The following is a 13,716-nucleotide window of genomic DNA, read 5'->3' as shown; positions in this document are numbered from 1 at the left end:
CAACAATTTGCACGAACGCGCAGCCGGCCCCCGGGCGAACTCCGCCCTGACGCCGACGAAGCGCAGCATCTCGAGGGAGGATAGCCATGCCAGCGACTGCCGAAAGGACCCCGGATCTCGATCTCCTGCTCGCGACCGCGGTGCAGGACGACAAGGAGGCCGGCGTCTTCCGCTGCCGCCGCGACATCTTCACCAACGAAGAGCTCTTCGAGCTGGAGATGAAGCATATCTTCGAGAGCAACTGGGTGTATCTGGCCCATGAGAGCCAGATTCCCGAGAACAATGATTACTACACCACCTCCATCGGCCGCCAGCCGGTGGTGGTGACGCGGGACAAGGCGGGCGAACTCCACGCCGTCATCAATGCCTGCGCCCATCGCGGTGCGCTCCTGTGCCGGCGCAAGCATGGCAACAAGGGCAGCTTCACCTGCCCCTTCCACGGCTGGACTTTCTCCAACACCGGCAAGCTGCTCAAGGTCAAGGATGAGAAGACCACCCAGTATCCGCCCCAGTTCGCCAAGAACGGCTCCCACGATCTGAAGCGCGTGCCGCGTTTCGAGAGCTACCGCGGCTTCCTGTTCGGCAGCCTGAAGGAAGATGTGGCGCCCCTCGCCGACTATCTCGGCGAGACCAAGGCCATCATCGACCTGATCGTGGACCAGGCGCCGAACGGGCTGGAAGTGCTGCGGGGGAACTCGTCCTACATCTATGACGGCAACTGGAAGCTCCAGATGGAGAACGGCTGCGACGGCTATCACGTCAGCTCCGTTCACTGGAACTACGCGGCGACCATGGGCCGGCGCAAGGTGGAAGGCACCAAGGCGGTCGACGCCAACGGCTGGAGCCGGTCCGTCGCCGGCGTCTACGGCTTCGACAACGGCCACATCCTGCTGTGGACCAACACGATGAACCCCGAGGTGCGCCCGGTCTACGGCCACCGCGAGGAGATCGCCGCCCGGGTCGGCCAGGAGCGGGCGGACCTCATCGTCAACCAGACGCGCAATCTCTGCCTCTATCCCAACGTGTTCCTGATGGACCAGTTCAGCACGCAGATCCGCGTCGCGCGGCCCATCAGCGTGGACAAGACGGAGATCAGCATCTTCTGCTTCGCCCCCAAAGGCGAAAGCGCGGAGGACCGGGCGCTGCGCATCCGCCAGTACGAGGACTTCTTCAACGTCTCCGGCATGGGCACCTCGGACGACCTGGAAGAGTTCCGCGCCTGCCAGGTCGGCTACGCCGGCATCTCCGCCCTGTGGAACGACCTGTCGCGCGGCGCGCCCCTGTGGATCGAAGGTCCCGACGAGAACGCACTGCGCCTGGGCATTCGTCCGCTGCTCTCCGGCGAGCGCAGCGAGGACGAAGGGCTGTTCGTGCGCCAGCACGAATACTGGGCGAAGGTGATGCGCCAGGCCGTGTCGCCCCGCGAGACGGGAGTTGCGGCATGAGCATCTCCCTCGAAGCCGCCCGCGCCTTCCTCTATCGCGAGGCGCGCCTGCTGGACGACCGCGCCTGGGACGAATGGCTCACCTGTTACGCGCCCGATGTCACCTACTGGATGCCCGCCTGGGATGACGACGACCGGCTCACCGAAGACCCGCAGTCGCAGATCTCGCTGATCTACTACCCCGACCGCGACGGGCTGGAAGACCGCGTCTTCCGCATCAAGACCGAGCGCTCCGGCGCCTCCACGCCGGAGCCGCGCACGAGCCACAACGTGACCAATGTCGAACTCATGGCCACGCGGCCGGGCGAGGTCGACGTCAGGTACAATTTCCACACCCTCAGCCACCGCTACAAGGTGACGGACCAGTTCTTCGGAACCATGTTCGTCACCCTGCGCGAGGATGAGGGGCAGATCATCATCGCGGCCAAGAAGATCGTTCTGAAGAACGACTACATCCGCCAGGTCATCGACGTCTATCACGTCTGACAGGCATCGATATCCGGCCCAGGGAGGGTTCCATGTCCAGCCATACCATCGCGCTCAATTTCGAGGATGGCGTCACGCGCATCATCGACTGCAAGGCGGGCGAAAAGGTGCTCGACGCGGCGTTCCGCAACAAGATCAACCTGCCCATGGACTGCTCGGACGGGGTCTGCGGAACCTGCAAGTGCCGCGCCGAAAGCGGGGCGTATGATCTCGGCGAGGACTATATCGAGGACGCACTGACCGCCGACGAGGCGGCGCAGGGGCTGGTGCTGACCTGCCAGATGGTGCCGTCCAGCGACTGCATCATCGCCGTGCCGGTCAGCTCGCTCTCCTGCAAGACGGGGCTTCAGAAATTCACCGCGACGGTGGCGCAGGTGAGCCTCCACAACGACGCCGCGGTGGTCCTGGAACTGGACGTGGACGGCCCGGCGCCCGCCTTCCTGCCGGGTCAGTACGTCAACATCGACGTGCCCGGAACGGGGCTCAGCCGCGCCTATTCCTTCTCCTCCGCGCCGGGCGAGACGCGCATCTCCTTCCTCATCAAGAGGATTCCCGGCGGCCTCATGAGCTCCTGGCTGGCGCGGGCGAAGCCGGGCGACAAGCTCACTCTCAACGGTCCGCTGGGCAGCTTCTATCTGCGCGAGACAAGCGCGCCGCTGCTCTTCCTTGCCGGTGGCACGGGCCTCGCGCCCTTCCTCTCCATGCTAGAAGTGCTCGCCCGCGCCGGCGCGCAGCAGCAGATCCATCTCGTCTACGGCGTGACACGCGATCTCGATCTCGTGCAGGTGGAGACGCTCGCAGCCTATACCGCGCGCCTGCCGGGGTTCGGCTTCACCACCGTGGTGGCTGACGAAGCTTCGGCCCATCCGCGCAAGGGATGGGTCACCCAGCACATGCCCGACGACATGCTCCGCGCGGCGCCGGACGTCTATCTGTGCGGCCCCCCGCCCATGGTCGATGCCGTACGCCGGCATTTCGAGGCGACGGGCGTGACGCCCAACTGCTTCCACTACGAGAAATTCACGCCCAACGCGCCGCTGAAGGAGAGCGCCTAGGGCGCGCGCCAGCGAACAAGATCAAACGTGCAAAAGCACTCCGGGGAGGAAACACATGCGAAACATCGATATCACGGATGCCATCGACAAGGCGCCGTTCGGGCGCTTCCAATGGACGGTGGCCGCGCTCTGCGGGCTGCTGCTGGTGGTGGATGGCTATGACGTCTTCGTGGCCGGCACGGTGCTGCCCGCGCTGATGAAGGAGTGGGGCCTCAGCAAGCCGCAGGCCGGCACCCTTCAGGCCTGGGCGCTGTTCGGCATGATGTTCGGCGCCCTTGTCTTCGGTCCCCTCGCGGACAGGATCGGCCGCAAGAAGGGCATCGCCATCTGCTTCCTCCTGTTCACCACGTCCACGCTGCTTGCCGGCTTTGCCAATTCGCCAACCCAATTCGGCATCTTCCGGTTCATCGCCGGTCTCGGCTGCGGCGGCCTGATGCCGAACACGGTCGCGCTGATGAACGAATATGCGCCCAAGCGCCTGCGCAGCACCATGGTGGCCGTGATGTTCTCCGGCTATTCGGTGGGTGGAATGGTAGCCGCCGGCTTCGGCATCGGGCTCATCCCGCAGTTCGGCTGGAAACCCATGTTCTTCATCGCCGCCGTGCCCCTGCTCCTGCTGCCGCTGGTGCTGTGGAAGCTGCCGGAATCCCTCGGCTTCCTCCTCCGCCAGGGCAAGGAGGCCGAAGCCCGCGCGATCTGGGCGAAGGTCGCCCCCTCCGCCCGGCTCGATGCCTCCGACAGGCTGGTGTTCACCGAGAGCAAGAGCGCGTCCGCCTCGGTCATCGAGCTGTTCCGCGACCAGCGGGCGGTGAGCACCGTGATGCTGTGGGCCGCCTTCTTCTGCTGCCTGCTGCTGGTCTATCTGCTGTCGTCCTGGCTGCCCAAGGTTCTGCAGGAAGTCGGCTATGCCGAGACCGCCAGCCTCCTGAGCCTCTTCTCGCTCAATTTCGGCGGCATGCTGGGGGCGATCCTCGGCGGACGGCTCGGCGACCGCTTCGGCCTGCCGCGGGTGGTGGTCGGCTTTTTCACCGCCGCAGCGGTGTCCATCGCGCTCATCGGCTTCGGCCTGCCGACGCCCCTGCTGTTCGTGATGGTCTTCATCGCCGGCGCCACCACCATCGGCACGCAGATCCTGCTCTATGCCAGCGTGGCGCAGCTCTACAACCTATCTATCCGGTCCACCGGCCTCGGCTGGGCCTCGGGCGTGGGCCGCATCGGCGCCATCGTCGGGCCGACGCTGGGGGGCGTGCTGCTGGCCCAGGAGCTGCCGCTGCAACAGAACTTCCTGATCTTCGCGGTGCCCGCGGCGCTTTCGGCCCTCGCCATGCTGGTGTTCGCGGTGAACGCCGCGCGCCGCACCGCGACGGTCACCGCGGTCGCGACGGCTTAGGGGCCCGCTTCCGCGGCCCCTCATCGATCGGGCATGACGACACCTGAACAAGATCAACCGGCGCAAGGGGCGAACTGAAGCCCTCGCCACCAGACACGTGGAGGACACAAGGATGGGTGTGAAGATTTTCAACGGCAAGGATGTGCAGGACTTCCTGCGGGTCATCGCCAACCTGGACGGGACCGGTGGCAACGAGCGGGCCAAGCAGGTGGTGCACCGCATCGTCTCCGACCTGTTCAAGACCATCGAGGATTTCGATCTGACCCCGGACGAGGTCTGGCTCGGCATCAACTATCTCAACAAGCTCGGCTCGGAGGGCGAGGCGGCGCTGCTGGCGGCCGGTATCGGTCTTGAGCACTACATCGACATGCGCCTCGATGCCGAGGATGCCGAGCTGGGCATCACCGGAGGCACGCCGCGCACCATCGAGGGGCCGCTCTATGTGGCCGGCGCCCCCGAGCAGAAGAGCAAGGCGCGCCTCGACAAGAATCCCGATGCCGACGCCGGCCCGCTGCGCATCCACGGCATCGTCACCGGCCCTGACGGCGCGCCGGTGGCGGATGCCCTGGTGGAAGTCTGGCATTCGGATTCCAAGGGCTTCTACTCGCATTTCGACCCCACGGGCCGGCAGAGCGAATTCAACCTGCGCGGCGCGATCCGCACCGGCGCGGACGGGCACTATGAGGTGCTCACCCGGATGCCGGCCTCCTACGGCTGCCCGCCCTCGGGCGCGACGCAGACCCTGCTGAACCAGCTCAACCGCCACGGTAACCGCCCGGCCCATGTGCACTTCTTCGTCACCACGGATGCCTTCCGCAAGCTGACGACGCAGTTCAACATCGAAGGCGACCCGCTGATCTGGGACGACTTCGCCTTCGCCACCCGTGAAGGTCTCATCCCCCATGTGGTGGAGCGCACCGGCGGCGCGGCGGTCGGCTTCGAGGAGGACACCTATAGGGACATCGAGTTCAACATCGAACTCACCCCGAAGGTCGCCGGCAAGGACAACCAGATCGTCGAGCGCGCCCGCGCCGCGGCCTGAGCGAAAGAACCGGCGGCAGCGCGAATGCTGCCGCCGGACACGCACGGGAAGCCACGAATGCCCGAGGACGCCTCTCTTCGACAGCCGCCGACAAACGCCCGCTCGGCGCGGTGGCGCGACGTGCTCCGCGTGCTGCCGCATCGGGACGGCGACCTCGCGCGCCTCGACGAACTGGCGGCGGCGGATGCGCCCGTCGTCACCGTCATCGGCAAGTACAATCACGGCAAGAGCCGGCTCCTCAACGAGCTGATGCGCCGAGACGCCTTCGCCGTGGCCGACCGGCGTCAGACCATCCAGCTGGCCGAGTGCCGGCACGCGGGCGTGCGCTGGCTCGACGCCCCGGGACTGGATGCGGACGTGGCCGGGGAAGACGACCGGCACGCGCTCCGGGCCGTCTGGCTTGCGTCCGACATTCGCCTGTTCGTCCATGCCGCGCGCGAAGGCGAGCTGGACGCCGCCGAACAGGCGCTTGTCGAAACCCTGCGCGCCGACAGCCACCGCACCCGTCGCGAGACGCTGATCGTGGTCACGCAAGCGGACCAGATGGAGGACGACGACGCGCTCGGCCGCGTGGTGTCCGCCATCGCGGATCAGGTGCCGGGCGCAGGCCTTCACGTCGTCTCCTCCACCCGGCATCGCCGGGGACTGGAAGGCGCCAAGACCCTCCTTATTCAGCGCAGCGGGATTCCCGAGCTGGAGCGCGCTCTGGCGGACGCGCTTGCGCGGGTGCCGGCCGCGCGGGCTCATGAGGCGCGCCTGTTGCTGGGCGAAATACGGGCGGAACTCGAAACCGTTCGGAGCGCCGAGGCCGAGACGCTGGCGTCCCTCCGGCAACAACAGATCGCCCAGCGGCGCGCCTTCGATGACGGGCTTGAGACCCTGCTTGCGGCGATCGGCTGGGACATGGAGGAGGTCGTGTCACGCGCCGGCCCCGACCTCGCGCTGGTGGCGGACACCGGCCGTGAGCGCTACGCCACGACCGCGGCGAAGCTGGAGCGTGCGCGCATCCAGGTGGCCTATTCGAGGGCGTGCATCCGCCTCGACGGCTTCCTCGCGGGCCACGGCGTCTCCGGCCTGCCGCAGGAGCAGCAGACCGCCGCCGGCAGCCTCAACACGGTCATGGTGGCGGTCATGGGCGTCTCGGTGAAATTCCGGGCGGACCTGCGCCGCATGTTCTGCGAGGAAGCTGGGCGGGCGCGGCTGCAGGCGGCCTTCGCCCACTATTTCGAGCTGTCGCGATCCCGGGCGGCGCTGCGGGACAGGATCAACGAAGCCTCCGTCGCACTGGATGCGACTGACCGTGCCCGCGCCGCCCTGCCGGCGGACACCGCGCCATGACGGCCGACACGATGGACCGCAGCGCCCCCTCGCCGGCGCTCCATGCTCCAGCCACACGCGCGGCGATGTCCGAGGAACAGCGTTTCATGGCCGAGGTCGAGGCGGTCGCGCTCGGCTCGGAAGACCTTCGACCTGCGCTCGCACGTCTGGACGACTGGCTTTCAAGTCTCGGCGCGGGTCTCGCCGGTGCCCGCCTCTCCGCCGCGGGATTGCAAGACGACAGCGAAATCGCCCGCCGCATCACGGCGGCGAATGCCGTGATCGACACCTGCATCTCGGACTGGCCCCGGCAACGCGACGCGCTGCGCCCCGCCGAGGCGCTGGCGCGGAGCCTGGATCAGGCCGTCGTCCTGCTGGTGTTCGGCAAGTTCAATGCGGGCAAGAGTTCGCTCTGCAATCTCATGGCCGACCGCTTCGCGGCCCACGGCTTGGAAGTGAACTCCTTTCATCTCGATGCCGACGGACGCCTGGAGCCGAGCGCCCGCTTCACGGAAGGCGCGACCGAGACCACATCGCGCATCCAGGGCATCCGGCTGGGCCAGCGGCTGGTGCTGCTCGATACGCCCGGCCTCCATTCCGCCACCGGCGAGCACGCGGCGCTCACCCGCCGCTTCGTCGACTGCGCCGATGCCGTGCTGTGGCTCACCAGTTCCTCGACGCCGGGACAGGTGCAGGAACTGGAGGAGCTTGCCGGCGAATTGCGCCGCGCCAAGCCCCTGCTGCCGGTCATCACCCGCAGCGACCGCTATGAAGAAGACGAGATCGACGGCGCGCTGGTGAAGCTCATGCGCAACAAGACGACGGTCGACCGCAGCGGGCAGGAGGCGGACGTGGCGGAGCGTGCGCGCGACAAGCTCGCGGCGCTGGGGCTGGACGTCGCGCTGCTGCGGCCGCCCCTGTCTGTCTCCGTCCATATGGCCCGGGCGGAGGGAGAAAGCCCCGCGGGCATGGCGTCGGCGGGTATGGATCGTCTTTATGCCGCCCTGCGGGCCCTCGTTTCGCCAGCACTGGCCTATCGGCGCCGCAAGCCGGCCGAGGTGCGGCTGCGCCATCTGGACGAAACCGTCCTGGGCAGCCTGCACGTGCTGCTGCGGCCCGCGCTGGAACAGCTGAATGCCGCGCTGGACGACGCGGCAGCCCAACTCGACCTCCGGGGCACGCAGATGCAGGACGATGTATGGCGCGCCATCGCCCCCCTTCTGCCGGACCTGCTCGACGCCCACGCTCCTGAGCGGGATGCAGCTGGCGTCCGCCGCAGCCTATCGCAGGCGCTGCAATCGGCATGGGGCGAGGCGCGGGACGCCCACTTCCGCGACTATCGGCTCGGCCGCGATGGGCAACCTGCCCCATTCGAACCCACCCCAAACATCGGCTTCGAGGAGATGGTGATCGAGGTGGAGGGGACCCTCCAGTCCGTCGGCGTGGACGCCACGCGCCTGCACGCGTCTCTGGAGCGGGAGATCGGGGATTGGGTGGCCTTGGCGGGCGACCACGCACGGGAAGAATGCACCTCGTGCCTCCGCCAGGTGATGGCGGACGTCGCGCGCCTCGATGCCGTCCTTCGCACCCACGAGGCGAGCCTTCGCGACATCAGGAACGACCTGCGCGCACCGGCTTGAGTGGGCCTTGATTCATCCGCGATGAACGCAAGCCCCGGCAAACGCGCGGCCGGCCGGGCGCATCCATGAACCAGCTTCACCAATCGGTGTGTTTTTCGCGTTACCGGCCTTCGGCGGCTTTCGGCATCATCGCGCCCCTAAAAGACCAAGGCACGATGAGGAGACGACCGTTGAGCGCCCAAGCCCCTGCCACCAATGGCGATATTGCCATTTCCGCCCACCATGGAGCTACCCATTCGGCGGCGCTCCAGCCCATGGCGCATGCCATCCGCTTCCTCGCGGTGGATGCCATTCTCGCGGCGGGCGAAGGACATCAGGGCGTTCCCCTCGGCATGGCCGAGATCGCGACGGTGCTCTACAGCCGTCACCTCAAGTTCGATCCCGCCGACCCCACCTGGCCGGACCGCGACCGGGTGGTACTCTCCAACGGTCACGGCTCCACCCTGCTCTATTCCCTGCTGCACCTCACCGGCTATCACCACATCTCGCTGGACGCTGTGAAGAGCTTCCGTGAACTCGGCTCAACCTGCGCCGGCCATCCGGAATACGAGCCCGCCGCCGGCATCGAGACCACCACCGGCCCGCTCGGGCAGGGCATCGCCAACGCGCTGGGCATGGCCATCGCCGAAGCCCATCTCAACGCGCGCTTCGGCGATGGCCTTATCGATCACCGCACCTGGGCCTTCGTCGGCGACGGCTGCCTGCAGGAGGGCGTGGGGCAGGAGGTGATCCAGCTTGCCGGCCACCTCAAGCTCGGCAAGCTCACCTTCTTCTGGGACGACAACGCCATCACCGACGATGGCTCCACCGAGCTGTCCATATCCGAGAACGTGGCCGAGCGTTTCCGCGTGGCCGGTTGGCATGTGGTGGAGATCGACGGCCACGACATCGAGGCCGTGGACGCCGCGATCCGCGCCGCCAAGGCCGATCCCCGTCCCTCCATGATCGCCTGCAAGACGACCATCGCCCGCGGCATCCCGCGCCTCGAAGGCCAGCGCGGCGGCCACTCCGGCAAGCTGTTCCCGGACGATCGCCTCGCCATGGCGGAGCGCTTCGGCTGGACCGGCGGCAGCTTCGACATTCCCGCGGACATCGGCGCCGACTGGCGCGCCACGGGCAAGCCGGGTGCCGAGACGCGGGCCGCATGGCGCAAGCGGCTCGCCGCCGCCGGCAATGCGGTGCAGGACGAGTTCCAGCGCACCATTTCCGGCATCCTTAGCGAAAGCGCGCGCGAGGCCATCCACGCCTACAAGGCGAAGGCGGCAGCTGAGGAGAAGGCGGACTTCTCCATCGCCACGTCGGGCGACATCGCGGCGGCGCTCTATGAGGTGCTGCCCGACATCATGACCGCCTGTGCCGATCTGGAGGCGCCCACCAACCACAAGCGCCAGCTTTCCGCCTTCACGGCGAAGGACCGGGCCGGCCGCTACATCCATTGCGGCGTGCGCGAGCATGCCATGGGCTCGCTGGCCAACGGCATGGCGGCCCACGGCGGCATCATCCCGCTGGCCGTCACCTACCTGCCCTTCTCGGACTATGAGCGGCCCGCGCTGCGCATGGCCGCGCTCATGGGGCTGCCGGTGAAGTTCGTGTTCAGCCACGATTCCATCGGCATCGGCAAGAATGGCCCCACCCACCAGCCGGTGGAGATCATCGCCTCGCTGCGGGCCATGCCCAACATGACGGTGCTGCGCCCCTGCGACGCCATCGAGGCGGCCGAAGCGTGGGAGATCGCGCTGGAGCACCGCACCGGCCCGGTGGCGCTCATCTTCGCGCGCCAGTCCCTGCCGGCCCTGCGCCGCGACGGTGGCGCGGAGAACCGCTCGGCCCGCGGTGCCTACGTGCTTCAGGAGGCAGAGGGCGGCCCGCGCCGCGTCACGCTCATCTCCACCGGCTCGGAGGTGCAGATCGCCGTGGAGGCCCGTGTGCTGCTCCAGGCGCAGGGCATTCCCACCGCCGTTGTCTCCATGCCCTGCTGGAGCCTGTTCGAGGCTCAGGATGCCGCCTATCGCAAGGCGGTGCTGGGCGAAGGCACGGTGCGCGTCGCCGTGGAAGCGGCGGTGAAGTTCGGCTGGGAGCGCTGGATCGGCGAGGACGGCGGCTTCGTGGGCATGACCGGCTTTGGAGCCTCCGGCCCGGCGGATGCGTTGTACCGGCACTTCGGCATCACCGCAGAGGCCGTGTCCGAGGCAGCCCGCGTGCGCCTCTGAGCCCGTCGCGACAATCAGAAAGAACAACACCATGCACAAGATCGTCGTTCTCGACCGCGACACCATCGCGCCCGAGGTTCAGGTCCGCCGCCCGTCCTTCCCCCACGAATGGGTGGAACATGCCCGCACCAGCGCAAGCGAGGTGATGGAACGGGCGAAGGATGCCACCATCATCATCAACAACAAGGTGGATCTGCGGGCCGACACGCTGGCCCAGCTGCCCAACCTCAAGCTCATCGCCATTGCTGCCACCGGCACCGATTGCGTGGACAAGAAGGCGGCGGCCGCGCAGGGCATCCCCACGGTGAACATCCGGGGCTATGCCAAGGCCACCGTGCCGGAGCACACCTTCGCGCTGCTGCTCTCCCTCGCCCGCTCCATCGTGCCCTACCGGGCCGAGGTGCTGGAGGGAGCGTGGCAGGCGGCGCAGCAATTCTGCTTCTTCACCAACCCCATCGTGGACCTGGCGGGCCGGCGGCTCGGCATCGTCGGCGCCGGCGTGCTGGGCTCGCAGGTGGCCGGCATCGCGCGGGCCTTCGGCATGGACGTGGTGTTCTACGATCCCATGGCGAAGCCGGGCACGGCGGGCGTCGTGAGCCTCGACGAGCTGATCGAGACCTCCCACGCCATCACCCTGCACTGCCCGCTCACCGACGAGACGCGCGGCATGCTCGACATGGCCGCCTTCCGGCGCATGAAGAACCGGCCGATCATCATCAATACCGCGCGCGGCGGGCTGATCATGGAGGAAGACCTGGAGGTCGCCCTCGACGAAGGGCTGGTGAGCGCCGCCGGCCTCGATGTCACCCTGCCGGAGCCCCCGGCCCCCGACAGCGCCTTCATGCGGCTCGCACGGCGGCGCAACGTCATCTGCACCCCGCACATCGCCTGGGCCTCGCTGGAGGCGCAGCAGGCGCTGGCCGACCAGCTCATCGACAACATCGAGAACTTCGTCGCCGGCCGCCCCTCCAACGTGGTTTCGCCGGACTGAGGCGGCTCGCAACGTTTCAGTCTCGCGCGATGCGCCGGCCGGAATCCTTTCCGGCCGGCGTTTTCTTGTGCCCGCACGGACAGGACAAAAAAAGCCCACCGGCGAACCGGCGGGCCTTCAGGCTAGGGAGCTTGTAACCCCGAGGCGGGGCCCGGTCTGCGCCGGGCTCGCTCTTCAGGGCAGGAAGCCGATGGAGATCCACGGCACGGCAGCCACCACCGCCAGTCCGATGAGCAGCACCAGCATGTAGCCGACGATGGGTTTCATGCCCTCGTCCGGGTTCACGTTGCCAATGGCGGTCGCGCAGTAGTAGCCGACGCCGAAGGGCGGCGCGAAGAGGCCGATGCCCATGGCGAGGATGACCACCATGGCATAGTGCACCTCGTGGATGCCCATCTGCCGCGCGATCGGGAACAGCAGCGGCCCGAACAGCACGATGGACGGGATGCCCTCCAGCACCGAGCCGAGGATGATGAAGGCGAGGATGGAGACCACCATGAAGGTGGCCGCGCCGCCCGGCAGGCCGGACATCACATGGGCGAGGGCCTGCGAAAAGCCGGACTGGGTGAGCGCCCAGGCCATGCCCGTCGCCGCGCCGATGATGAGCAGGATCGCGCCGGAGAGCGCGGCCGTGCTGATCATCATCGGGATGACCCGGCTCCACTCGAACTGCCGGTAGACGAGCAGGCCCACCACCACGGAATAGATGATGCCGATGGTGGAGACCTCGGTCGCCGTGGCGATGCCCTCCATCACCGCGCCGCGGATGACGAACGGCAGGGCGATGGCCGGCAGCGCGATGCCAGCGGACCACAGGATGTCCTTGGCCGAGACGCGCTTGACGTTGGAGAGGTCGTCGTTGCGGTAGCGGTAGCGCACGAGGAGGCACAGCGCGAGGCCGAGCACCAGAGCGGGCAGAAGTCCGCCGGTGAACAGCGCCGCGATGGACACGCCCGTGACCGAGCCGATGGTGAGCAGCACGAGGGAGGGCGGGATCGTCTCCGTCTGCGCGCCGGTGGCGGCGAGCAGGGCCACGAGATCGCCCTTCTTGGCGCCGCGCTTCACCATTTCCGGGAACAGCACCGGCGTCACCGCCGCCATGTCCGCCGCCTTCGAGCCGGAGATGCCCGAGACGAGATACATGGCGCCGATCAGCACGTAGGAGAGGCCGCCGCGCACATGCCCGAGGAGGCTGGCGAGGAAGCCCACCAGCGCCCGCGCCATGCCGGTCATCTCGATGAGCAGACCGAGGAAGACGAACAGCGGCACCGACAGCAGGATGAGGTGGCTCATGCCCTCGTCCATGCGCCCCACCACCACCGCGAGCGGCGTCGTGGTCGTGAAAGTGAGGTAGCCCACCGTCGCGAGGCCGAACGAGAAGGCGATGGGCACGCCGGCGAACACCGACGCCGCCACGAGGCCGACGAGGAAGATGAGCAGGTTGTAGTTGCCCAGCGTCTTCAGCCAGGGCGAGGCCACATGGCCGAGACCGACCGCCAGCAGGAGGCAGACGCACACCACGGCCACCTGCTTGGGATTGGCGGCACGCAGGACTTTCAGGAAGCTCACCAGCGCCATGAGGCCGATGCCGATGGGCAATGCGGCCGCCTTCCACGTGTTGGGCACGTCGAGGGCCGGCAGCGTGACGAACATCTCGTCTTCGGCATACTCGATGGCGGGATGCAGCACCGCCACGAGGAACACCAGGGGCGCGGCGAGGGCCAGCGTCTCCAGCACCGATCTCACGCGCGGCGAGGCCATGCTCACCAGCGCGGTCATGCGCATGTGGCTATCGCGCTGGAGCGCCAGCACGGCGCCGAACATGGCAAGCCAGATGAAGAGGACGGACGCAAGCTCGTCCGACCACACGATGGGGCTGTGCAGCGCATAGCGCTTCACCACACCGACGAAGAGCACGGTGATCTCCGCCAGCACAAGGGCTGCGGCGAGATATTCCACCACGCGGCAGATGGCGGTTTCCACACCGAACACGGCGCGGCGCCAGCCGGTGGGAAGCGCCGGGGGCGGCGCTTCCTCTGTGGCGTAGGCTTCGTGCAGCGCGTGGCTCTCGTCCAGAGCGTGGGCTTCCCCCAGCGCGTGTTTCGGCGGGGGCATGGAGTGGGATACGTGCTGGGACATGT

Annotated in this window: 10 protein-coding genes; 9 read left to right on the top strand and 1 reads right to left on the bottom strand. The window is 67.8% G+C overall.

The genetic code is table 11. The features are described from left to right. Positions 1-86: 86 nt before the first annotated feature. The 9 genes from A37E_RS0116180 to A37E_RS0116140 all read left to right on the top strand — a co-directional run bounded on the left by A37E_RS0116180 (position 87) and on the right by A37E_RS0116140 (position 11,575). Positions 87-1,445 carry a Rieske 2Fe-2S domain-containing protein gene (locus A37E_RS0116180; protein ID WP_029557564.1) on the top strand — a complete coding sequence of 453 codons (1,359 nt, stop codon included), beginning with the start codon at positions 87-89 and terminating at the stop codon, positions 1,443-1,445. After that, on the top strand, positions 1,442-1,930 hold the full coding sequence (benB, locus tag A37E_RS0116175; RefSeq protein ID WP_029557563.1) for a benzoate 1,2-dioxygenase small subunit: 489 nt from the start codon (positions 1,442-1,444) through the stop codon (positions 1,928-1,930). The genes A37E_RS0116180 and benB overlap by 4 nt, the downstream gene beginning before the upstream one ends. A 32-nt stretch (positions 1,931-1,962) precedes the next feature. After that, positions 1,963-2,985, top strand: coding sequence for a benzoate 1,2-dioxygenase electron transfer component BenC (gene benC / locus A37E_RS0116170; RefSeq protein WP_029557562.1), 1,023 nt, complete (start codon positions 1,963-1,965; stop codon positions 2,983-2,985). A 55-nt stretch (positions 2,986-3,040) separates the two neighbouring features. Continuing rightward, complete coding sequence (locus A37E_RS0116165) at positions 3,041-4,375, top strand: MFS transporter (protein ID WP_029557561.1); 1,335 nt, start codon at positions 3,041-3,043, stop codon at positions 4,373-4,375. Positions 4,376-4,487: 112 nt separating this feature from the next. Next, positions 4,488-5,417, top strand: coding sequence for a catechol 1,2-dioxygenase (gene catA, locus A37E_RS0116160; protein ID WP_029557560.1), 930 nt, complete (start codon positions 4,488-4,490; stop codon positions 5,415-5,417). A 57-nt stretch (positions 5,418-5,474) separates the two neighbouring features. Further along, positions 5,475-6,755: a GTPase gene (locus A37E_RS0116155; protein ID WP_029557559.1), complete on the top strand. Its 1,281-nt coding sequence runs from the start codon at positions 5,475-5,477 to the stop codon at positions 6,753-6,755. Next, on the top strand, positions 6,752-8,374 hold the full coding sequence (locus A37E_RS0116150) for a GTPase (RefSeq protein ID WP_081837641.1): 1,623 nt from the start codon (positions 6,752-6,754) through the stop codon (positions 8,372-8,374). Before A37E_RS0116155 ends, A37E_RS0116150 begins: the two co-directional genes overlap by 4 nt. A 254-nt stretch (positions 8,375-8,628) precedes the next feature. Continuing rightward, the gene (gene tkt / locus A37E_RS0116145; RefSeq protein ID WP_029557557.1) at positions 8,629-10,584 is read left to right on the top strand and encodes a transketolase; all 1,956 of its coding nucleotides are present in this window, start codon (positions 8,629-8,631) and stop codon (positions 10,582-10,584) included. Between the two features lie 31 nt (positions 10,585-10,615). Next, positions 10,616-11,575, top strand: coding sequence for a D-2-hydroxyacid dehydrogenase (locus A37E_RS0116140; RefSeq protein WP_029557556.1), 960 nt, complete (start codon positions 10,616-10,618; stop codon positions 11,573-11,575). A gap of 174 nt (positions 11,576-11,749) precedes the next feature. Here the strand turns inward: A37E_RS0116140 and A37E_RS0116135 are convergent, their stop codons facing one another. Further along, positions 11,750-13,714: a TRAP transporter large permease subunit gene (locus tag A37E_RS0116135; RefSeq protein ID WP_245279353.1), complete on the bottom strand. Its 1,965-nt coding sequence runs from the start codon at positions 13,712-13,714 to the stop codon at positions 11,750-11,752. Between the last annotated feature and the right edge of the window lie 2 nt (positions 13,715-13,716).

This window comes from Xanthobacter sp. 91 (genome assembly GCF_000702385.1).
Lineage (GTDB): Bacteria > Pseudomonadota > Alphaproteobacteria > Rhizobiales > Xanthobacteraceae > Xanthobacter > Xanthobacter aminoxidans.
Note: the sequence above shows the minus strand (reverse complement) of the source record. Positions and strands in the feature narration are given on the sequence as shown.